The 21,183-nt window shown below is 67.6% G+C and carries 21 protein-coding genes; 14 read left to right on the top strand and 7 right to left on the bottom strand.

Annotation, left to right across the window (positions count from 1 at the left end; all coding sequences use genetic code 11):
- Positions 1-10 precede the first annotated feature (10 nt).
- The 3 genes from E4K62_RS15925 (at position 11) to E4K62_RS15915 (ending at position 2,315) form a co-directional block, all read left to right on the top strand.
- Complete coding sequence (locus tag E4K62_RS15925) at positions 11-1,252, top strand: sensor histidine kinase (protein WP_135069225.1); 1,242 nt, start codon at positions 11-13, stop codon at positions 1,250-1,252.
- Positions 1,249-1,869, top strand: coding sequence for a response regulator (locus E4K62_RS15920; RefSeq protein WP_135069222.1), 621 nt, complete (start codon positions 1,249-1,251; stop codon positions 1,867-1,869). The genes E4K62_RS15925 and E4K62_RS15920 overlap by 4 nt, the downstream gene beginning before the upstream one ends.
- Before the next feature lie 146 nt (positions 1,870-2,015).
- Complete coding sequence (locus E4K62_RS15915; protein ID WP_135069218.1) at positions 2,016-2,315, top strand: hypothetical protein; 300 nt, start codon at positions 2,016-2,018, stop codon at positions 2,313-2,315.
- 76 nt (positions 2,316-2,391) lie between these two features.
- On the opposite strand, the gene E4K62_RS15910 is transcribed toward E4K62_RS15915, so the two are convergent.
- Positions 2,392-4,509 carry a RecQ family ATP-dependent DNA helicase gene (locus E4K62_RS15910; RefSeq protein WP_135069215.1) on the bottom strand — a complete coding sequence of 706 codons (2,118 nt, stop codon included), beginning with the start codon at positions 4,507-4,509 and terminating at the stop codon, positions 2,392-2,394.
- A gap of 194 nt (positions 4,510-4,703) precedes the next feature.
- On the opposite strand from E4K62_RS15910, the gene E4K62_RS15905 reads away from it, so the two are divergent.
- The gene (locus E4K62_RS15905; RefSeq protein ID WP_135069212.1) at positions 4,704-5,855 is read left to right on the top strand and encodes an ATP-binding protein; all 1,152 of its coding nucleotides are present in this window, start codon (positions 4,704-4,706) and stop codon (positions 5,853-5,855) included.
- 198 nt (positions 5,856-6,053) lie between these two features.
- Positions 6,054-6,815, top strand: coding sequence for an SDR family NAD(P)-dependent oxidoreductase (locus E4K62_RS15900; RefSeq protein WP_135069209.1), 762 nt, complete (start codon positions 6,054-6,056; stop codon positions 6,813-6,815).
- Positions 6,816-6,924: 109 nt separating this feature from the next.
- On the opposite strand, the gene E4K62_RS15895 is transcribed toward E4K62_RS15900, so the two are convergent.
- On the bottom strand, positions 6,925-7,953 hold the full coding sequence (locus E4K62_RS15895) for an alpha/beta hydrolase (RefSeq protein WP_205805800.1): 1,029 nt from the start codon (positions 7,951-7,953) through the stop codon (positions 6,925-6,927).
- 196 nt (positions 7,954-8,149) lie between these two features.
- Here E4K62_RS15895 and E4K62_RS15890 point away from each other — a divergent pair, with 196 nt between their 5' ends.
- Positions 8,150-8,695, top strand: coding sequence for a TetR/AcrR family transcriptional regulator (locus tag E4K62_RS15890; RefSeq protein ID WP_135069206.1), 546 nt, complete (start codon positions 8,150-8,152; stop codon positions 8,693-8,695).
- A 4-nt stretch (positions 8,696-8,699) separates the two neighbouring features.
- On the opposite strand, the gene E4K62_RS15885 is transcribed toward E4K62_RS15890, so the two are convergent.
- On the bottom strand, positions 8,700-9,530 hold the full coding sequence (locus E4K62_RS15885) for a helix-turn-helix domain-containing protein (protein WP_135069204.1): 831 nt from the start codon (positions 9,528-9,530) through the stop codon (positions 8,700-8,702).
- Between the two features lie 37 nt (positions 9,531-9,567).
- On the bottom strand, positions 9,568-9,993 hold the full coding sequence (locus E4K62_RS15880; protein ID WP_135069201.1) for a DUF3224 domain-containing protein: 426 nt from the start codon (positions 9,991-9,993) through the stop codon (positions 9,568-9,570).
- A 99-nt stretch (positions 9,994-10,092) separates the two neighbouring features.
- On the opposite strand from E4K62_RS15880, the gene E4K62_RS15875 reads away from it, so the two are divergent.
- From E4K62_RS15875 to E4K62_RS15855, 5 genes are all read left to right on the top strand, one after another.
- Positions 10,093-10,485, top strand: coding sequence for a nuclear transport factor 2 family protein (locus E4K62_RS15875; protein ID WP_135069198.1), 393 nt, complete (start codon positions 10,093-10,095; stop codon positions 10,483-10,485).
- Between the two features lie 199 nt (positions 10,486-10,684).
- Positions 10,685-11,434 (top strand): CPBP family intramembrane glutamic endopeptidase, encoded by a 750-nt coding sequence (locus E4K62_RS15870; protein ID WP_167747821.1) that lies wholly within the window; start codon positions 10,685-10,687, stop codon positions 11,432-11,434.
- 2 nt (positions 11,435-11,436) lie between these two features.
- A complete protein-coding gene (locus E4K62_RS15865) occupies positions 11,437-12,306 on the top strand; it encodes an LLM class F420-dependent oxidoreductase (protein ID WP_240742724.1) in 870 nt (289 codons plus the stop codon).
- Positions 12,281-13,486 (top strand): MFS transporter, encoded by a 1,206-nt coding sequence (locus E4K62_RS15860; RefSeq protein ID WP_135069192.1) that lies wholly within the window; start codon positions 12,281-12,283, stop codon positions 13,484-13,486. Before E4K62_RS15865 ends, E4K62_RS15860 begins: the two co-directional genes overlap by 26 nt.
- A gap of 289 nt (positions 13,487-13,775) precedes the next feature.
- Positions 13,776-15,080, top strand: coding sequence for a BtrH N-terminal domain-containing protein (locus tag E4K62_RS15855; protein ID WP_167747820.1), 1,305 nt, complete (start codon positions 13,776-13,778; stop codon positions 15,078-15,080).
- Positions 15,081-15,187: 107 nt separating this feature from the next.
- On the opposite strand, the gene fdhA is transcribed toward E4K62_RS15855, so the two are convergent.
- Complete coding sequence (fdhA, locus tag E4K62_RS15850) at positions 15,188-16,408, bottom strand: formaldehyde dehydrogenase, glutathione-independent (RefSeq protein ID WP_135069185.1); 1,221 nt, start codon at positions 16,406-16,408, stop codon at positions 15,188-15,190.
- A gap of 382 nt (positions 16,409-16,790) precedes the next feature.
- Positions 16,791-17,405: a TetR/AcrR family transcriptional regulator C-terminal domain-containing protein gene (locus E4K62_RS15845; RefSeq protein WP_167747819.1), complete on the bottom strand. Its 615-nt coding sequence runs from the start codon at positions 17,403-17,405 to the stop codon at positions 16,791-16,793.
- A gap of 231 nt (positions 17,406-17,636) precedes the next feature.
- Between E4K62_RS15845 and E4K62_RS15840 the strand changes: the two genes are divergently transcribed.
- From E4K62_RS15840 to E4K62_RS15830, 3 genes are all read left to right on the top strand, one after another.
- Positions 17,637-18,731, top strand: a complete 1,095-nt coding sequence (locus E4K62_RS15840) for a fatty acid desaturase family protein (RefSeq protein WP_240742723.1) — start codon at positions 17,637-17,639, stop codon at positions 18,729-18,731.
- A gap of 141 nt (positions 18,732-18,872) precedes the next feature.
- Positions 18,873-19,394 (top strand): DUF1877 family protein, encoded by a 522-nt coding sequence (locus E4K62_RS15835; RefSeq protein ID WP_167747818.1) that lies wholly within the window; start codon positions 18,873-18,875, stop codon positions 19,392-19,394.
- A gap of 35 nt (positions 19,395-19,429) precedes the next feature.
- Positions 19,430-20,338 carry an alpha/beta fold hydrolase gene (locus E4K62_RS15830; protein WP_135071474.1) on the top strand — a complete coding sequence of 303 codons (909 nt, stop codon included), beginning with the start codon at positions 19,430-19,432 and terminating at the stop codon, positions 20,336-20,338.
- A 36-nt stretch (positions 20,339-20,374) separates the two neighbouring features.
- Here E4K62_RS15830 and E4K62_RS15825 read toward each other — a convergent pair whose 3' ends face one another.
- On the bottom strand, positions 20,375-21,178 hold the full coding sequence (locus tag E4K62_RS15825; protein WP_240742722.1) for an alpha/beta hydrolase: 804 nt from the start codon (positions 21,176-21,178) through the stop codon (positions 20,375-20,377).
- Positions 21,179-21,183 lie beyond the last annotated feature (5 nt).

The following is a 21,183-nucleotide window of genomic DNA, read 5'->3' as shown; positions in this document are numbered from 1 at the left end:
TCGAGGCCGAGTGAGTCCGCACAAGACGGAGCAGCTGCGCTCGTGGGACCTGCTGCAGCTGTGCACGCCATGGCTGCTCCTGGCAACCTCGACGGCGGTCTACTTCGCGTGGGCGCTCCCGTCGACCGGCGCCGAGTTCTGGCCCGAGGGCGCAACCGTCCTCGGGCTGCTCGCCGCCTCGGCGGCATGGATCGCGGCAGGAAGCTCGGCGCCGATCGCACGGCACGCCGTCCGTCCGGTTCCTGCTGCGATCTACTTCCTGGGTTTGCTCGGGCTCTGTATCGCCCTCATGGCGTACTCAGAGGTCTTCGTGATCCTCACGATCGCGGGCTTCTTCCATGCGTACCTGCTCTCCCCGTGGCTGTTGGGGCTGGTCGCCGTCTTCGCGACGTCGACCGCGCTGAACGGGATGACGCTTTTCCGGCCAGACCCCACTCCCGAGACGTTCGTGATGCTCGTCCTGATCGTCGTTGTGCAGACGGCAGCGATCGGCGTTGGCATCCCCATCTCGCGCCGCAACGAGACTGAGGAGCGCAAGCGTGACGAGCTCATCGCACAACTCGAGCAGGCACTGCATGAGAATGCTGGACTGCATGCGCAGCTCGTCAACCAAGCGCGGGAGTCCGGAGTGCAGGATGAGCGTGAGCGACTCGCCCGAGAGATCCACGACACCCTCGCGCAAGGATTCGCGGGGATCATCACCCAGCTCCAGGCCACGCAGCGCCGCGCGAGCAGTCCGATTGAACGCGAGGAGCACGTGAGTCAGGCGCTCCGTCTCGCGCGCACCGGGCTCACCGAAGCGAGACGATCCGTGCAGGCACTCGCACCTCAGGAACTCGGTCGTGCTCAGCTGCCCGAAGCGATCCGCACCCTGACCGAGCAGTGGTCGAAGCAGGAGCGGATTCCGGCGCGTGTCGAGGTCACCGGCACCCACGCGCCGCTCAGCCCAGCGATCGAGGTCGCGCTGTTCCGTGTCGCCCAAGAGTCTCTGACCAACGTTGGGAAGCATGCCGACGCCACGCGCGTCGGCGTCACCCTGTCCTATGTCGGCACCGAGGTGCTGCTGGACGTGCGGGACGATGGCCTCGGATACGCGGAGGCCACCCGCACCGGCTTCGGATTGACCAGCATGCGCCAGCGCATCCGTGGCGTCGGGGGTCATGTCGAGGTGCAAAGCGCACCCGGGGAAGGCACATCGGTGAGCGCGCGCGTACCGGCCATTGCCGGCGCAGCCAGTGAGGAGGCTCGATGATCAGGCTCGTGATCGTCGACGACCATCCCATCGTCCGGGGCGGACTTCGCGACACATTCGCCGGCGTCGACGACATCAGGGTGGTCGGAGAAGCCGGTAACGGTCTCGAGGGCGTCGAGCGCGCGAAACAGCTCGCAGCGGACGTCATCCTGATGGACCTGCGCATGCCCGAGAGCGACGGCGTCACAGCGACCGCAGTCCTGCGCGAGGAACTGCCACACGCGCGGGTGCTGATCCTCACCACGTTCGACAATGAGAGCGACGTCCTCCCCGCGATCGAGGCCGGGGCCGCGGGCTACCTCCTGAAGGATGCGTTACCCGAGGAGCTGGAACAGGCCGTCCGTGCCGCGGCGCGTGGCGAGTCCGTCCTCGCACCGTCGGTGACACGGCATCTCATGCGCCAGGTCCAGCGAACAGAGTCCGGGACGCTGACAGACCGGGAGAAACAGGTGTTGCAGCTGGTCGCCAATGGCAGCTCGAACAAGGACGCTGCGTCGGCCCTGTTCATCGGCGAGGCGAGCATCAAGACCCATCTGCAGCACATTTACGACAAACTCGGCGTCCGCGATCGAGCGTCCGCAGTCGCGGAAGGCTACCGCAGGCGCCTCCTCAGTTGACGCCAGCGCTGTTCCGATAGACGTGACCGGTGTCGGTCACGCACGAAAGGAGTTGGGCATGTCCGAGGAGCTGATCGGCGGTATCGAGCCGCGAGAAATAGTCATCGTCCCCTATGACCAGGGCGACGTTTACTTAGGCTGTGCGCATGACCGACGTGACGCCCGAGCAGCGGTCCCGTACTCTCGTCCTCTTTCCGGAGTGGGGTGGCGAGGACCGGGTTCCCATGGCGATCGAGTTGCCCGTCGAACTTCGTCAGCGGATCCGGGCGTGGAACCTCACGTGGCAGACCGTCCTGGATCCGGTCTTCGAAGTTCGATGGCCCGACCCCGAGGTGGGGCGCCGCTGGATTGAGGAGGGGAACGCTTTGGTGCGTGCGCTTCAGGACGAGCTCGGTCCTTCTATCTCGGTCGTCGGCGACTTCATGGATTACGACCCGGCGGGGTGAGAGACGGCGTCCAAACCCCTCCGTCCCCGCTCCAACCCGGGTAGGCGGTACGTGACACGGAAAGCGGCGGAGGCCGTCAGCCCCGGAGCGCGAGGGTGAATGGAAGGACTGCCGTCGCCCCGGCTCGGCGCAGCTCACGCGCCGCGACCGTCACCGTCCACCTGCTGTCGACGAGGTCGTCGACGAGCAGCACCGGGCCGGTCGGAACGGCCAGAGCTGCTGCGCTGAACCGCTCCCAGACGCCCGCGAGCCGGAAGGCGCTGTTGCCGCCCGGCCCGCCGCTGGGCCCGCCCTCCGCCAGATCCAGTGCTCCCAGCATCGGCATCCGCCCAATGTCCGCGATTCCGCGCGCCAGGGAGTCCACGAGCTGCGGCCTCGACCGGGAGGGCATCGCCACCACGGCGACCGGGCGCTCCGCCCACCCCCAGTCGGCCAGCACTCGGACGCAGGCGGCGAGCACGTTCGGCGGGATCGGGCTATCCGCGGCGCCCGCCGCGAACATCTCGCGGAGAGTTCCACCCCATCCGAGGTCGGTCAGCCGGGCAAGCGCCCTGCCTTCGTCGGCCTGCTCCTCAGCGGGGATGCGGCCGCGCACGGGGACGCCGAGCCGGTCGGCGCCGGTCGGCCACTGTCGCCTCGGTTCGAGCGGCACGCCGACACGATCGAGGGCGGCGGATGCAGCATCCGTGGCGTCGTCGCCGATCGCGGTGGGAAACCACGCTCCGGCGCAGTTGTCACAGCGTCCGCACGGCGTCGCGGTGTCGTCGTCGAGGGAGCGCTGCAGAAACTCCATGCGGCACGAGGTGGTCTCCTCGTACTCGATCATGTGCTGCTGCTCGGCGATGCGCTCCGCGGCGATCCGTCGGTAGCGGTCCTCGTCGTACGTCCACGGTCGGCCGGTCGCGATCCATCCGCCCCGCACGCGGGCGACCGCCCCGTCGACATCCAGCACCTTCAGCAGCAGCTCCAGCGGTGTACGTCGGATGTCGACCATGGCCTCCAGCGACGGCGTCGACAGCGGGCTCCCCGCGGCCGAAAGGGCCGAGAGCACGCGCTCGGCCCGGTCTCGGTCGGGCATCGACGCGGTGGCGAAGTAGTGCCAGATGTCGCGATCTTCGACGCCGGGAAGGAGGAGCACATCCGCCGAGGCGGTGGCGCGCCCTGCGCGGCCGACCTGCTGGTAGTACGACACGGGCGATGAGGGCGCGCCGAGATGGATGACGAACCCGAGGTCGGGTTTGTCGAATCCCATGCCCAGAGCGCTCGTGGCGACGAGGGCTTTGACCCGGTTGTCCTTCAAGAGCGACTCGGACTCCTCGCGTTCGTCCGGATCGGTCTGACCGGTATACGCGCGCACCTCGTACCCGCGGTCGCGCAGGAGGCGGGCCGTGTCGTTGGCCGCCGCGACGGTGAGCGCGTAGATGATTCCGGAGCCGGGGAGTTCGCCCAGATGGCTGAGAAGCCACGCGAGCCGGGTCGGCGCGTTCGGCAGCCGCAGCACGCCGAGTCGCAGCGACGTGCGCGCGAGGGCACCGCGGATGATGAGGACCTCGGGTGAGCCGGTGCTCTCGTCGGGCACGCCGAGCTGCTCGGCGACATCCGCCACGACGCGGCTGTTGGCGGTCGCAGTCGTCGCCAGGACCGGGACCCCCGCGGGGATGCGCGCGATGAGGTCGCGAAGTCGCCGATAGTCGGGGCGGAAGTCGTGACCCCAATCGCTGATGCAGTGTGCCTCGTCGACGACGAGAAGCCCGATCCTCGCCACCAGCTGCGGCAACTGCTCGTCGCGGAACGATGGGTTGTTCAGTCGCTCGGGCGAGACCAGCAGCACGTCGACCTCGTCGCGGTCGAGCTGCGCCAGCACGTCAGCCCACTCGTGCGCGTTCGTCGAGTTGATCGCGACCGCCCGCACACCCGCCCGCTGCGCCGCGGCGATCTGGTCGCGCATGAGCGCCAGAAGGGGCGAGACCAGCACGGTGGGCCCTGCGCCGCGCCGGCGCAGGAGCAGGGTCGCGACGAAGTAGACCGCCGACTTCCCCCATCCGGTGCGCTGCACGACGAGTGCGCGGCGGTGACCGTCGACGAGGGCATCGATGGCCTCGAACTGGCCGTCGTGGAAGTCGGCGTCGTCACGCCCGACCAGGGCGCGCAGCACATCGAGTGCCTCTGTCCGCGTGGGCGTCGTCAAGGTCATGCCCTCAACCCTGCCTCATGTCACCGACGTGATGCCCGGCCGCCCTCAGTGCGAGCACGGTGCCGGCGGGCACCTCAGGCGAGCATTCCCTCCGCCATGATGCTGGAAACCGACGCGCTCACGAACGCCTCGACGTGCCTGTGGCGCGAACTTATACTTCGGGCAGATGTATAAGTCTGAGCCACAGGAGAGCGATGCCGCAGCCGAGCCCATACACGCCGGGAGTCGTCGCGAAGACGGTTCCCGGCCGTACAGCACAGCTGGCGTTCTATGAGGAGCGAGCGCAACTCATCGCGCAACTGGGTCAGTTCATCGGCAGTGTCCGAGTGGACTACGCCGCCAGAGGCGTGGGTAAAACGTCGCTGTTGCGAGAAGCGCAGCGAGTGTTCGAGCGGCACGGGATCGAGACGGTCTGGGTCACGGCCGTCGAGGGGGAGATCCTCGCGGCATCCATCCTCGAAGAGATGCGGAAGGTGCTCCCGAAGACCAAGCGTCTCGACGAGCTTGCGGGGCTCATCGACAGTGCGACAATCACCATTGGCGGTGGGCCGGTCAGGGCGGGGGTGACCATCAAACCTGCTCATCAGAAAGCCCCGGCAGCCGGCAAGGTTTTCATGTCGGTCGTCACAGATGTGGTCGGAGCCATCCGCGAAGCCGGGGGCGCGGGGCTGGTCATCCTCATCGATGAGATTCAGGCGGGCGATAAGCCGAGTCTTCGTGCGGTCTCAGTCGCATGGCAGGAACTCGCAAGCGCGAAGGAGCCACCCGCGGCAGGCCTCTTCAGCGTGGGACTCCCGGGCAGCCATGACCACATCACCTCGGCTGTCACATTCAGTGAGCGCTTCGACTTCACCGAGCTGTTCGGGATCGACGAAGGCGGTGCCGCCACCGCTCTGTACAAGCCTGCAGCCGATATCGGCGTGACGTGGGAGCAGGAGGCCGTCATCGCCGGGGTGAAGGCCGCTCAGGGATATCCGTACAAGGTGCAGCTCGTGGGGGAAGGCGCGTGGGTCGCCGCAGGTCGTCCGGACCCACGGGGTCGGATCACCCTCGGGCACGTCGAAGCGGGCATCACCTACGTCGACGAGAAGATGCGCTCGCTGTTCTCCGCCCGGTGGCGAAACGCCTCAACGAAGCAGCGGGAGCTACTGCGCGCCATCGCAGTGCTCGGGGGAGTGGACGTGAAGCGGGAAGACGTCGCCGCTCATCTCGGAACGACGACTCAGGCGATTTCGGTGCCGCGTGACCGGTTGCTCAGCAAGGGCATCATCGACGCCACACGCCACGGCCGGCTGTCCTTCACGGTCCCCGGCTTCACGGAGTACATCCTCGAGCACGGAGAGTAGGGTGCTGCCGCGCTCGCCTGCTGAGGGCCGCAACGCCGGGTCACCGCGCCAGCGGCCCGCGCCCCTCGAAGAACTGGGTAGGTTCGGATGCGTCGTGGTGGCGCTACCGCGCCGGACCGAAGGGGGAGACCTGACCTGTTCTGCCGGGCGCCCGGGAGCGACTCTCGTCGTCGAAGCGCGAGTGGGAGGCGACGCGCCATGAGGGCCGTCCTCGTCACGGGAGGCTCCGGCGGGATCGGCGCCGCCGTGGCACGACGGTTCGCTGAGGCCGGCGATCGTGTGGCAGTGCACTACGCCAGCAATGAGGCCGGAGCCGAGGAGACTCTCCGCTCCCTCCATGGCACCGGCCATGCGGCCGTGACCGGCGACGTGGGGGTCGCCGACGGCGGGCGCGCCATCGTCGCAGCCGCGATCGAGGCGGTCGGCCCGCTCGATGTCCTCGTGTGCAATGCGGCGGTCGCTCCGGGCGGCACCAATCGCCACGTGATCGGCGAAACCTCGTACGAGGACTGGAGTGCTGCCTTTCATCAGATGGTGACGGTCAACCTTCTGGGTGCCGCAAATCTGGCGTGGGCGTTCGCGAATCACCTCATCGATCGCCCCGCCCCTGGCGCCATCGTCAACGTCGGGTCGCGCGGCGCCTTCCGCGGTGAACCCGAATTCCCGGCGTACGCAGCCAGCAAAGCGGGCCTTCACGCGCTCGGCCAGTCGCTGGCGGTCGCTCTCGCTCCGCATGGGATCTCGGTGACATCCGTCGCGCCCGGATTCGTGGCGACGCCTCGCCAACTGGCGAAGCTCGACGGAGCCGAGGGCGACGCCCTCCGCGCGCAGAGCCCCTTCGGCAGGGTCGGGACCCCGGAGGAGATCGCCGCAGCGGTGTTCTGGCTCGCCTCCCCGGAGGCAGCGTGGTCATCGGGAGCCATCCTCGACGCCAACGGCGCGTCCTATCTCCGTCCGTAGGGGCGCGACGGGGGTGCGGCGCCCGTAGGAGTGCCGCCACCCTTATCTGCGTCGGCGGCACACCGCACCGTGAAACCATGTGCGATTCGATGACGCGGACGCGACCCTGCTACGGGCGCTGCGCCTGGGGAACGCGGGTGAGTGCACGCGCAAGGAATGTTTCGATCCCGTCGACCACTGCCTCGAAGCGTTCGGATGCGAGGAGGTCGAAGCCGTGCTGCGCACCGGGGAGTTCCACGAGAACGACGGGATTCTTCGACCGGGACTTCAACTGGTGGGCAAGCGCCCGCGCCCCCTCGACAGAGGTGTAGCTGTCCCGGTCGCCGTGCACGAGAAGCACGGGGGGCGCTGCGGTGGCATCGAACCCGAAGGGCGACGAGGGGAGATCCTCAGATTCTCCCCGGCCGTAGTATCTCCCGTAGTAGCCATAGAGCCCGATCGCGAGGGCAACTCGTGTGTCGACGTCCTCGAAGCCGGGTTGGAACCGACGTTCGCCGGGGCTCAGGGCGGCGATCAGCGCCAGATGAGCGCCGGCGGAGCTCCCGCAGACGACGAGCGAGGATGGGTCAAGGCCATACCTGTCCGAGTTCCGGTGCACCCACGCAATGGCGCGCTTCACATCGATGACATGCTCCGGGTAACCCACCCGAGGTCTCAGCTGATAGTTGGCGCTCACCACAACCCAGCCGCTTAGTGCCAGGCGATACATCAATGCGAGCGATTCCCAGCGCTTATCCCCTCCGAAGTAGCCGCCACCGTGAAGATATAGAACGACCGGCGATGGTCGCTGTGCGGGAGCACGCAATGCGTAGAGGTCGAGCCGTTGCCCACGCCCGCCTGCGCCGTAGGGCAGATCCTTGAACCGGCGTACGGCCCGAGGACGAGTGGGGATCGGCAGCAAGCGAGAACGCCACACCCGGCGCCGTGGCCGGAGTGGCTCTCCCAAGGCGTGGGAGACTGCTCGTCGCGCCCGCAGCACCCGCGCCTGCAATATCGCGCACCCCACCACGATGGCGCCCGCGGCTAGAAGCGCGACCGCCCCCTGCCATGTCGCCAGAAGATCGTCCCATGCAACCGCGAACGCGGTGACGATGAGGATGTACAGCATTGCCAGCAGCGGGATCTCGTTCACGACCATGCCAAGCAGGTAGCCCAACCGGGCGACAGGGCGCGGCCTCGTCGGCGGAGCCATGGCGAGGCACACCATGACACCTGCGCACGCGAGAGTGATCAGATAACCGTATGGCATCGGCCGCCCTTCAACTTGGTTCTACAGATGTAGAGGATTGCGGTACTCTACATCTGTAGAAGCCACTGTCAAGAGGACGAACCCGTTGCTGAACACGCCGCGCCGTCAACTGCTCGCGTCCGCTGCAGTTGCCACTCTCGCGCTCCAGGGCAGCCGGGGGCTGACCCACCGCGCGGTCGACCGCGCCGCCGGGGTCCCAGACGGCACCACGTCGTACTATTTCCGGTCGCGCGGCGACCTCCTTTCTGCCGCGGCTCACAGACTCGCGCAGGATGACGTCCTGAAGATTGCGCGGATCCCTGCCGGCTCTACAGGCCAGCTGATTGACTCGCTGGCCTTCGCCGTCAGCGCTGACGGCGGCGATCGATCGTCGCATGTTGCGCGACTCGAGCTGACGTTGGAAAGCAGGAGGCGCCCCGAGCTGCAAACGGCGCTGCGTGAATCCGGCCGAGCAGTGCACGAAGCCCTCACGGAGCGTCTGGTGTCCCTCGGCGTTTCGGATGCCGCCGAGAAGTCGACCGCTCTTCTCGCGATCATGGATGGTCTTCTCCTCGACGCGTTGTACGGCCCGGAGGCGAGAGTGAAGTCGAGGGAGCAGGCTCGAAGTGTTCTCCGTCTCGCTCTTTCCTGAGCGTTCACATCCGCGATCGGGGCTTGCGCGGTGCGTCAGCCGGTAGGCGCCAGGCCACCGATTCGCTGATCGAGCGGATGATCCGGTGGTACTCGGAGGCGGTCAGCCCCAGCTCGGCTCGGAAGTCTGCGGCCAGATGAGCATGGTCGGCGTATCCCAGTTCCGCAGCGACCTCGGCTAAGGAGCTGCCTCCGCCCTCCCGCACGCGCTGCGCTGCCTCCTGCAGACGGCGGCGGCGAATCATCGCAGCGGGGGACACTCCCACCGTTCGGCGAGTGAGTCTCTGAAAAGTCCGGGTCGACACGAGCATCCGCCGCGCCGCTTCCTCGACGCGACGGATGCGGGAATCGCTGAGCAACAAGTCCGACATCTCATTCGCGAGGCGCCCCCCAGCTGTCGTCGTGCCGACACGCGCGATGAGCCACCGCGATAGGGCGTCGGCCGCAGCCTGCTCGTCGGGCATGGCCGCAGCGACCGCCTCGTGCAGGTCAGGTGCGCAGACCTCGACGAAGCCGTCCACCAGCTCAGCGGGCGCGTCGCTGAGCTTCATCAGTGCGGCAGGGCGCAGCACCGCTCCCACCGCCCACCCGCTGCCGCGGAGCACGCGCTCCGATGCGCGCGTCGTCGCGCCCCACAGCCTCACTTCCGTCGGTTCAACGACGATGTTCGCCGCGGGATACGCGAGCAGACTCTGATGCGACTCCACGCCCGGAGGCAGGTTCCACTGCGGGACCCACAGCCACGCAATCAGTTCGGACGCCTCGGGAGGCGGCGCCAGCCGGGTGAACCGGGGCAGTTGGTGCGGAAAGAGCACACCGCGCGTCGGGTCGATCACGGACGCAGCGTACCGACCCGCGCGTCATGCGGCTCGGTCATGCCGGTAGATCTGGGATCTCGTAGTCCAGCCGCATGCGATGAGTCCCATCCGCTTCCACCCAAAGGGCACCGTCTCCGGATATGCCCCGGAGAGCACCAGTGCCGCTGCCCGGCACGATACGCAAGTAATCGCTGCGCGAGGGGCCGACCGCTCCCCCCTGCACGGTCGAGGAGTGAACCACGTTGAAGCTGCCCTGCCTGCCGTCCAGCGTTGCCTCGATGGACTCCAGAGCGACGAAGGTACCGGTGTTGGACTCCCCGTCGTATGCGTAGCTGAACTGCGCGGTTGCACGGCCTGACAGGGCCCCCGTGAAAGCCTTCCGAATATGCGCGTGACCAGTCGGCAAACCTGTGGTGATCTCGGGAGACCACTCCACCGACTCATAACCCTGGACCTGAAACGTCGATTCCGCGCTCGGCATGCGGCGATTGTAGGAGACGCAACCAGCCGACGTCATCCCAGCGTGAAACACCGAAGGAAGGCGGCCATCTCCGGCTCCGGGAGTTCTACCCTTGCGGCCATGGATCACGAAGCAGCCCGGGATTTCGCCAGCCGCTGGGTCGAGGCGTGGAATGCACACGACCTCGATGGGGTCTTGTCGCACTTCGCTGAGGACGCGATCTTCACTTCGCCTGTAGCTCGCCAGCTTCTTCCTCACACGGAGGGCGTACTGCGTGGGAAGGAAGCGATACGGGCATACTGGCAACTGGGCCTGGAGCGCATTCCCGATCTGTATTTCGATCTCGAAGGCATCTACCTCGGCGTACACATCGTCGTCATCAACTACCGGAATCACGCGGGGAAACTCGTCAGCGAGGTACTTGAGTTCGGCCCGGACGGCCTGGTCGTCTCAGGCGCAGGCACGTATTCGACGACGGACGCCACCACGGCGCGCCCCATGCCCAGTGACTGACACAGCCCTCAAGGTGCTTCCCAGGCGGCGCTCCAGACCAGGTTGTCGCGTATTTCCAAGCCGAGCGTCCGGGCGGGCCCGCACAATGACGCGGGTGACCATGCAAACAAATCCGGCGCGCACTCGGCGTGCGGCGACACTGCGCGGGCAGCTTCTCTTCTTCGCGCTGGCGTGTGCGGTCATCAGCGGAGGATTCTGGATGGCTCTCCCTCTCGTCGGTGGTGCCGTGACGACGTCGCCAGGGATCTGGCTGTACTCCCTCGGTGCGTGCGGTCCGTCCTTGGCCGCGCTCCTTGCGGTGCTCCTGCTCAGCCGAGGTGACGTGCCGCGCCGGCGCATCCGGCGTCCATGGGTGTGGGTGCCCGCCGCCTTGGTGCTCGGTGCGCTCCCCGCACTCGTCAGCGCGGCGATCGTCTCCGGCGGTCGACTTGATGCGCACGCCGGGGAGACGATCACCTCAATGGGCGGCTTGCTCCCGTTCATCGTGATCTTCCTGCTCACCGGGCCCATCGCGGAAGAGTTCGGTTGGCGCGGGTACGTTCAGCCGCGCCTGCGCATGCGGCTGGGAGTGCTGCCCACGGCCGCCGTGTTGGGGGCGACGTGGGCCGTCTGGCACTTACCGCTCTTCCTGTTGGCCGGCACCGGTCAGCATGCGATGGGGCTCTTCACGCCCCGCGCCGGCGTGTACCTCCTGACGATGATCCCGTTATCGGTGTTGTTTCTCTTCGTGTCCGAGCGGCTGTCAGGGGGAGTGTGGGCAGCGATCGTTCTCCACTTCGCCGGTAACGCGACGGGCGCACTGCTGCCGCAGCCGAATCTCGCCGGCGGGCTCGTTCAACTGGGCGTGGTGGTCGCTCTGGCCTGTGGGTGTGTGTGGGCGTGGCGAAGGATTCCGCCGCGATCGGCGCCTCAATCGCCGGACTCGCACTTCGTGCCAGTCGGCGGCTAGCCGTGATCCCGGCCGAGCGAAATGAGTCCCTGCACGTTCCTCGCGCTGACCGACGCGTGCGCATCGGAGCTCAGGTCAAGCCGCAACATGCCGAATACGACGACATTCGTCGCGCGCTGGCCGCCGCCGAGGAGACCGGGGTGGACGTGGTGTTCAACTGGGACCACTTCTTTCCGCTGTCCGGCGACCCCGATGGCGCCCACTTCGAGGCCTGGACGATGCTGGCAGCGTGGGCCGAGTCCACCGAACGCGCGGACCTCGGCGTGCTCGTCTCGTCCAACAGCTACCGAAATCCTCGGTTGTTGGCGGACATGGCCCGCACCGTCGACCACATCAGCGACCGCGGTGCTGGTGGGCGTCTCATCCTCGGCATCGGCGCAGGCTGGGCAGAGCGGGACCATGTCGAGTACGGCTACGCCTTCGGCACCCCGGGAGATCGGCTGCGCATGCTGGAGGCGGGCTTGGCCGCCATCCGGGACCGGTGGGGGAAACTCAACCTCGCGCCAACTCGGCAGATCCCGGTCCTGATCGGTGGGGGCGGCGAGAAGGTCACCCTGCGGATCGCTGCGCGGCACGCCGATGTTTGGCACGGATTCGGCGACGCAGGAACGATCGCTCACAAGCACGCGGTACTGGACGGTTGGTGTCATCAGATTGGCCGCGATCCGGCTGACATCGAGAGATCGGCGGGGGTGAGTCCGAAGCCCGGGCGGTTCGCCGAGGACGTCGACGACTATTGCGCAAACGCCGAAGCGCTCTTCACCGTTGGGACCCGCTTGATCACCGTCGGTCTCGAGGCGCCCCGTTGGGATCTTGGACCTCTCCGCGATCTCGTTGCGTGGCGCGATGACCGTAACCGATCTCGTGGATAGGTGGCGCGCACGGGCAACGATCCCCTCGTTGTCGATCAGTGGGAAAGGCGCGGGGCTCCTCGCGATGGCGATCACCCAGATCGTCGCGTGGGGTGTGCTGTACTACGCCGTTCTCGTAGCCGCGCCCGCGATCGCCGGCGACACCGATTGGACGGATCGGGAAGTGTTCCTGGCGATCACCGCGGGGCTCCTCTCATCCGCCGTCTGTGCGATCGCCGTGGGTCGCTGGCTGGATCGGCATCCGCGTCGCGTCATGGTTTCCGGTGCCGTGCTCGGCACACTTGCGATGCTCGGCGCGGCGGCCTCCCAGAACATCTGGACCTTCGCGACAGCGTGGATCGTATGCGGTGCGGCTCAAGCCGCGGTGCTGTACCAGGCCGCCTTCACGGTCATCACCCACCGTTACCGGTCGGACCGTCGCGGACCCCTCACGCTGGTAACCCTCGCGGGTGGACTCGCATCGACCATCTTTGCGCCGTTTACGGGATGGCTCGTCGTCGAGGTGGGTTGGCGGGTCGCGTTTGCGATCCTGGCTGTGATCCTCGCTGGCGTGCTGGTCCCGGTGTACTTCCTCACGGTGGAGCGCGCGTGGCCCCACCTGGAAGCATCGGCCGCGACGAACGGTGCTTCGCGACGGGCGCTGCAATCGACGAGGTTCTGGGTCCTCACGGTCGCGCTCGCCCTGCTCTCGTTCTCGCTGGGCGCGGCGACACTGTCCGCGGTCCCGGCTTCCGTGGAGAAGGGGCTCGATCTCCAATCCGCGTCCTGGGTGTTGGGGCTCATCGGTGCAGGGCAAATCCTCGGGCGAGTGCTCTACCTGGCGGTCCCGTACCGGTCCGCCCCTTGGATCGCACCGGTGGTCGTTGGGGCGCTGGGCGCTGCATCCCTCGCCGGCTATGCCGTCGCCCGCGAACCCGGATGGATTTTCGCCGCCGCCATCCTTGCCGGTGCCGTTCGCGGTGCATTCACTCTTGTTCAGGCGTCCGCTGTTTCGGACCGTTGGGGCACGACCTCTTACGGGCGATTGAACGGGATGCTGGCTGCGCCGATCTCTGCCCTCACGGCCCTCGCCCCCGGCGCCGCTGCGGTACTCGCCGGTCTCTGGGGCTCCTACCAAGCGGTGAGTCTTTCCATGGCCGCCATCTGCCTGGCAGGGGGGCTGCTCGTCGTTCGGCGATGACGTCTGATGCCCGCGGGTCGGGAACGACCGAAGCAGCTGCCGCGGAGCCCCACCCCAGAAAGCGGCCCGGTCCGCACCGACAGTGGATCGCTCATCGTGCGTTCAGTACACTGTCGGCCAGGCGCATCCCACGCCCAACCTCCTGACCGGTTCCCCGCGCGGATCGGCGATGCGGAGGCAAAGGGGACTTCGTGAGCCTCGGGATACAGCAGGTCTGGTTGTCGACACAGAACGGTTGCACGGTCTGAAGCGCGGGCGAGGATCGCGAGGGCAACCGGGGAACCTGGTCATGACCGGACAGAAGCAACTCAAGGCGCGTATCCGCGAACGGATGGCGAGGACCGGCGAGCGGTACGCCTCCGCTCGCGCGAGATTCGTCACCGACAGCACCGTCGAAGCCGACCACGGCTGGGCGCTTCGCGGGGGAACCGACCCCGACGCGTCGAACCTCGCGAAGGTGCTCGCACATCGTGGCGTGGTCGGCGTGAACGGCCCGCTCTCGGAGGCGCTGCTCTTCGGGATCGCGGGCGGCATCGGGGCCGGATACATCCTGTGGGAATTCCAGGAGCACAAGGAGATCCACCTGGTCCTCGGCTTCGGGCACTCGTGGAACCACCTGGACCGCCGAGCGGTCCCCGCGCTCTCCCGCCTGGGAGTGGATGCCGATTTCACCCGCACAGGGGGTGAAAAGACCGCATCGGCGTTGCTGTCGAGAGAACTCGCGGCAGGTAATCCGAGCATCGTCTGGCCTGATCGATACCGGATCGGCTACTGGAACCTGCCCGCCCACCTCGATGGGCACGGCGGGCATCCCGTCGTCGCGTACGCAGAAACGGACGGTCGGGTGCATCTCGATGACCGAAACCTTCACCCGCTCACGGTGCAGCGCGACATGCTCGACGACGCGAGGTCACGGGTCGGGTCATACAAGAACGCGATGCTGGCGGTTCGCTCGAGGAATGTCGTCCTCACCGCGGATCGTGTCGAGTCGGCGGTTCTCGATGGGCTGTCCGTCGTGATCGACCATCTGTCCTCCGCGTCGACGAGCTTCTCGCTGCCCGCGTGGCAGAAGTGGTCGAAGCTGATCGTGGACGACAAGGCGAAGAAGGGATGGCCGACGGTCTTCGCCGGTGGCACTGATCTGCTCACTGGGCTCGCAGGAACCTGGGATGCGATCGCTCCGGTGAACGCAGCGGGTGGTCATCTGCGCGGGCTGTTCGGTGACTTTCTCGAGGAGGCGGGACAGGTGCTGCGACGTCCGCAGATCGAAGCGGAGGCCAGCAGGTGGCGGGAGATCGGCGACATGTGGCAAGACCTGGCCGATACGGCGTTGCCGCAGGGCGACGCCCTCTTCGACGACGTGCGCGAGCTCACAGCCGGCGTGGCCGAGTCGTTGGCGCAGGGCGACGACGGGAGCGAGCAGAGAAGGGATGCGGCGCTGCGCCGATGGAAGCTCTTCGAAGCGAACCGCGACCTGCCGGACTACGACTCCGCGGCGACGTTCGAGGCCATGAGTGTGAGACTCGCAGAGATCTTCCGCGCGGAAGCGGCCGGCATCGCGCGGCTTCGAGAACTGCACCTCTCGTCCCACTGAGGGGGCGACCAGCCAGCGTGCGCATCGAGGAAGCGGAGGCACCGCTGCCGTGACCTCGGCGCGCGGTGGGTGCCCCCGCTCCATCGTTCACTCCGTCAGCGCGGACCTCACGCGGCCTTGATGTACCCGTTCGGGTTCAGCACGTACTTCTTCGCCGCTCCCGAGTCGAACTCGGCGTAGCCGCGGGGCGCGTCATCGAGCGAGATCGGCGTCGCGTTCACGGCCTGGGCGATCTGTACCTTGTCGTGCAGGATCGCCATCATGAGTTGACGGTTGTATCGCATGACCGGGCACTGGCCGGTCGTGAACGACAGCGACTTCGCCCAGCCGAGACCCAGTCGCAGCGACAGCGAACCGACCTTGGCGGCCTCGTCGACCCCACCCGGGTCTCCGGTCACGTACAGTCCCGGGATGCCGAGCGCGCCGCCGGCGGCGGTGAGATCCATCAGCGAGTTGAGGACCGTCGCAGGCGCCTCGTGCGACGCATCCGATCCGTGCCCGCGCGCTTCGAAGCCGACGGCGTCGACCGCGGAGTCGACCTCGGGGACACCGAGGATCTGCTCGATCTGCTCCTTCGGATCGCCCTGGGAGACATCGACCGTCTCGCAGCCGAAGGAGCGGGCCTGGGCGAGGCGATCCTCGTTGAGGTCGCCGACGATGACGACCGCGGCGCCCAGCAGCTGCGCGCCGACGGCCGCCGCCAGTCCGACCGGACCGGCGCCGGCGATGTACACCGTCGAACCGGGGCCGACCCCGGCGGTGAACGCGCCGTGGAAGCCCGTCGGGAAGATGTCGGAGAGCATCGTCAGATCGAGGATCTTCTCCAACGCCTGCTCGCGATCCGGGAACTTCAGCAGATTCCAGTCGGCATACGGCACGAGCACGTACTCGGCCTGCCCGCCCACCCATCCGCCCATGTCGACGTACCCGTACGCGCTGCCGGGCCGGTCGGGATTGACGTTCAGGCAGATGCCGGTCTTGCCCTCCTTGCAGTTGCGACAGCGGCCGCACGCGATATTGAACGGCACCGACACGATGTCGCCCACCTCGATGAACTCGACATCCGGGCCGGTCTCGACGACCTCGCCCGTGATCTCGTGCCCCAGCACGAGCCCCGAGGGTGCGGTGGTGCGCCCGCGCACCATGTGCTGATCCGACCCGCAGATGTTGGTCGCGACCGTGCGCAGGATGACTCCGTGCGGCACCTTCCGGCCGATGTTCGCCGGGTTCACGCCCGGCCCGTCCTTGAGCTCGAACTCGGGGTACGCGGTGTCGGTCACTTCGACCAGACCCGGTCCCTTGTAGGCGACAGCTCTGTTTGCAGACATTGCTCTTCTCCTTCTGCGCTCGATCGCCGGTCGCACGCGACCCAGGAGCTTCGCCAACCTTGACGGTGCAAGCGCGGATGCCTGTGAACCGAAACCGTTTCGCCGGTCCCGGGGGAGGGGCATGGATCGTCACACCTGACGCGCGCTCGTCATCCTCGGCGAGCGCGCCCCTGATCTCATCGCACTCTCCGGGGCGGTTGACATCGCAGGAGCCTGTGCCGGTCTCCCGGACGGTTCTTGTGCGTCGATTGTGGCGCGATGTCGGCTGCAGGGTGAGGGCTTGTTGCGCGCCGGTCTATGTGCACGGCAAGTGCCCGGTATCCGCTGGCTCGTCTTCAGTTGACCCACGGCGGCAGGCGCGGCCCGTTCGTGATCGGGCCGGTTACGCCGCGAGCCCGAGCAGGATCCGCTCGAGTCCGTAGTCGAACTCTCGCTCGTGCGTTTCGGCGGTGGGCTGCTGGTACCGACCAGAACGGAACATCGTCGCGACGCGGCCATATCCGCGCGCGTCCAATAAGGGTGCCACTCGCTCGACGAGGTCTTCTTCCGAGAGCGGGTGCGCCGCCCATGCGGCGACATCCCGCTGTGAGATGAAGTGAGCCCGAACGAATCCGTCGAGGAGTGCCGCCGCCCGGAGGATGTCGTGTCGGGGTAGCGGGCTCGACTCGAGGGCGGCGAGAAGTGCCTCCAGCCAGCCCAGCGCGTTCGGGGTGACGGGGACGGTCAAGCGCAGATCCGCCAGCCATGGGTGCGCGAGGTAGCGGCTGCGCAAACGGTGCGCCCAGTCACGCGCGTCGACTTGCCAGTCCGTGCCTGACGCCGGGGTAGGGGGAAGCGCGAGCGCATGCTCACGAAGAAGCACGTCGAGTTCGTCGCGCGAATCGAGATAGCGGTACAGGGCGTTCGCGGACACGTGGAGCAGCTCAGCCAGTCGAACCAGGGACAGAGAAGCGATCCCGTCGGAGTCGGCGAACTCGGCCGCCGTGGTGACGATCATCTCCAGGTCGAGCGAGGGACGCCTTCCGCGTTTCGTCCCGTGCTCGCCGGTACCCCACACGCGTCCTAGCTGCGGAGGAAGCAGCGGTGGAGCATCCCCGTCAACGGGCCCGGTCATCTCCCGATGTAAGCACACCCGGCGGCCAACGCGCCCGAAGATGTCACCGCCCCGTCAGCCGCATCAGTCGCTATTGTGTGTGGGTCACGCAATTCAAGGAAGGTTGAACGGCCCGTGAGGAAACACGAGAGCGCTGACGAGCACGCCCCGCCGCCCGCCCCCGCGCGCACCGGACACCGCAACAGCGACTTCACCGAGCTCGCGAGAACGATCCAGGCCAGCGGCCTGATGCGCCGTCGCTACGCCTACTACTGGGCGAAGCTGATCGGGCTTCCACTGCTGGTGATCGCCGCGCTCGCCGTGTTCGTCCTGATCGGCGACACCTGGTGGCAGCTGATCACGGCCGTCGTGCTGGGCGTGCTGTTCACGCAGGTCGCCTTCCTCGGTCACGACGCCGCCCACCGGCAGATCTTCGCCTCCGGCAAGTGGAACGACTGGACGAGCCTCGTCATCGGGGATCTCTTCGTCGGCATGAGCTACGGCTGGTGGCGACACAGGCACAGCCGGCACCACGCCAACCCGAACAAGCTGGGGACGGATCCCGACACCGAGCTCCCGGTCATCCCTTTGACACCGGAGCGGGTGCAGCGCCGGAACCGAGTGCTGCGCTGGCTGGCCGCGCATCAGGGGCTGTTCTTCTTCCCCATCCTTCCGCTGCAGGGCGTGGCGCTGCACGCGGCGAGTGTGCAGCGGGTCCTGTCGCGTGATCCCGTGGACCGCCGCTGGGTCGAGATCCTTCTGATCGGCTTTCGCCTCATCGGGTACGGCGTGCTCGTCTTCCTCGTGCTCTCTCCCGCTCTCGCCCTAGCATTCCTCGCGGTGCAGCTCGGGGTGTTCGGGTTCTACATGGGCGCGTCGTTCGCCCCGAACCACAAGGGCATGATGATGGCCCCGGCGGACGGGAAGATCGGCTTCCTGCAGCGCCAGGTGCTCACCAGCCGCAACATCCGCGGCAACCGTCTCCTCGACATCGCCATGGGCGGACTGAACTATCAGATCGAACACCACCTGTTCCCCTCGATGCCGCGACCGCACCTGCGAAAGGCTGCGCCGATCGTGGCGGAGTACTGCCGCGCGCGCGGGATCCCGTACACGGAGACCACGCTGCTCCAGTCGTACGCCATCGTCATCCGATACATCAACCGGGTCGGGCTCGGCGAACGCGACCCGTTCGACTGCCCCTTGGTGGCGCAGCGCCGCGCCGTGTGACGGTGCATCCACGTGCAGCGGCCGGCCTAACAGCAGCGGGCACCGCACTGCCGTTCCACCACAGCGCGGGATACGAGCGCGTTCTCCCCAGAGTGTCAGATGCCAGGATCGGGGCGGCACCTCGGTCGGGATGATGACCGCATGGGAATCCGCTACTACGCATACGCCTTTGACACCGCCCTCGCTCAGCAGGCGGTCGATGATCCACACAGCATCCTCTCCAGCGATCCGCTCGCCGACGCGTGGGGCTTGGAGCCTCACGCGTCCCTGAGCGTCGCAACGTTCGAGCAGGTCCCGCCGAAGCGCGACATGCTCTACCTCGACAAGGCCTGGTCTGCTCTGCAGTCACTCACGCGCCCAGCTCCCGGTGACCCCGCCGGGGGCTCGTGCCACCGCATGTTCGAGGGACATGTCACGATGCACGACCTGGGGCGGGACCCGTGGGTCCGGACGATCCTCCCGGAGGAGGTGCCCTCGATCCGTGACCAGCTCAGTGCCATCGACGAGTCTCGGGTGCGAGCGTGGGCCGGTACATGGAGCAGCCACGACGGAGCGGACGATGAGGACGAGCTTCGCTACGTCCTCGACTATCTCCGACGGGCGCAGGAGTTCGTCGAGTCGCTCGCGGCGGACGGTCGCGGAATGGTCTATCTCATCGGGTGACCCCCGAGGCGCCCGGCGTGCGGCAGGCTGGAGCGGTGTTCGATGGATTCACGATCGGCGATGTGCCTGTGGGCGACACCACCCTCCGCGTACGTCGTGCGGGGGAGGGCCCTGCCGTGCTGCTTCTGCACGGGCATCCGCGTACGGGGGCCACGTGGCACAGGGTGGCACCACTCCTCGTTCGGGCCGGGTACAGCGTGATCGTCCCGGATCTGCGCGGCTACGGCCGCTCCATCGGCCCGCGACCCCGCGCGGACCATTCCGCTCACTCCAAACGCGCGGTCGCGAACGACATGGCGCGGCTGATGAGCCGGCTGGGTCACGAGAAGTTCATCGCGATCGGGCATGACCGAGGGAGCTACGTCGCCCTTCGCCTGGCGCTGGACCACGAGGCGCGCGTGCAGGGGCTGGTCGTGCTGGACGGACTGCCGATCAGCGAGCATCTGCGCAGAGCGGACGCGCGGTTCGCAACCGAATGGTGGCACTGGTTCTTCTTCGCCCAGCCGGAGATCCCGGAGCGCGTCATCAACGCCGACCCCGACGCCTGGTATGTCGGCGATGAGGAGACGATGGGCGCTGCAAACCATGCCGAGTGGAAGGAAGCGATCCGGGATCCCGAGGTCGTCCGCGCCATGCTCGAGGACTATCGCGCCGGCCTCACCGTCGATCGTGCGGACGAGGAAGCCGACCGAGCGGCCGGCAGGCGCCTCGCGATGCCCGTTCACGTGCTGTGGTCGCTGCGAGACGACCTGGAGCAGCTTTACGGCGATCCGCGGGTCATCTGGCGCGCGTGGGCCGACGAGGTCACCGGTCACGGCATCGACTCCGGCCACCACATGGCCGAGGAAGCACCGGATGACCTCGCTGACGCGCTCATCCGATTCCTGGTGCCCTTCCGGACGGCCGTCGCCGCGGACAACCTCGGCTCGTCCGCGGAGAGGTAGTTCTGCGTCCGGGGGCGACTTCGACGTCGCCACGCTCTATCGTCGTCGGGTCGTACTCCGCAGCCACTCCTGCGCGCGGCCGAGAAGGGCGCGGGCTGTGGGCGTGTCCTTCGCCCAGTTCTCGAAGCCGTGCGGTGCACCCTTGACGACGTCGGTCGTCACCGGCACGCCTGCCAGGCGGAGGGCCTCGGCGTAGGCCCGGTCTTCATCGGCGAACAGCTCGATGTCCCCCCACGTGATGAAGGTCGGCGGCAGCCCCCCAAGGTCGGTGCGACGGGCAGGAACCGCGTGCGGTGGCACCGTCTCTTCACCTGGCGCAGTGCCGAGGTACCCCGCCCAGCCCTCGCGGTTGGCTTCGTCGTCGTGGATGCGGTGCGCCAGGGCCGCCGCGAGCCCTGCCCCGGCGCTCTCGCCCCCGACGACGATGCGGTCAGGATCGACGCCGAGCTCTTCCGCGTGCTCGAGGAACCAGTCCCATGCCGCCAGGACGTCCTCGTGCGCGGCGGGGAAAGGGTGCTCGGGAGCGAACCGGTAGTTCGCTGACACGATCACGATCCCCAGCCGCTCCGCCGTGGACAGGCACAGAGACTCGTCCTGCTTCGCGTCGCCGAAGAGCAGGCCGCCGCCGTGCACCCATAGCAACCCCACGCCGCTCCGCTCGCCCCCAGGAATGTACACACGGAGCCGGACGCGTCCGGTGCGGGCTTTCGTCACGCGCACGGCATCCGACTTCGGCACCGGCATCAGTCTCACGGCCGTCCGCACCAGCCAGCGCGGCGCTGAGACCTGCGCGCGCTTCATCGGCTGTCGCAGCTCGGGGAGAACCCGGTGCAGGTCCACTCGGC

It is taken from the genome of Microbacterium wangchenii, assembly GCF_004564355.1.
In the GTDB taxonomy this organism is placed as follows: domain Bacteria; phylum Actinomycetota; class Actinomycetes; order Actinomycetales; family Microbacteriaceae; genus Microbacterium; species Microbacterium wangchenii.
This window is presented reverse-complemented; position numbering and strand designations above follow the sequence as displayed.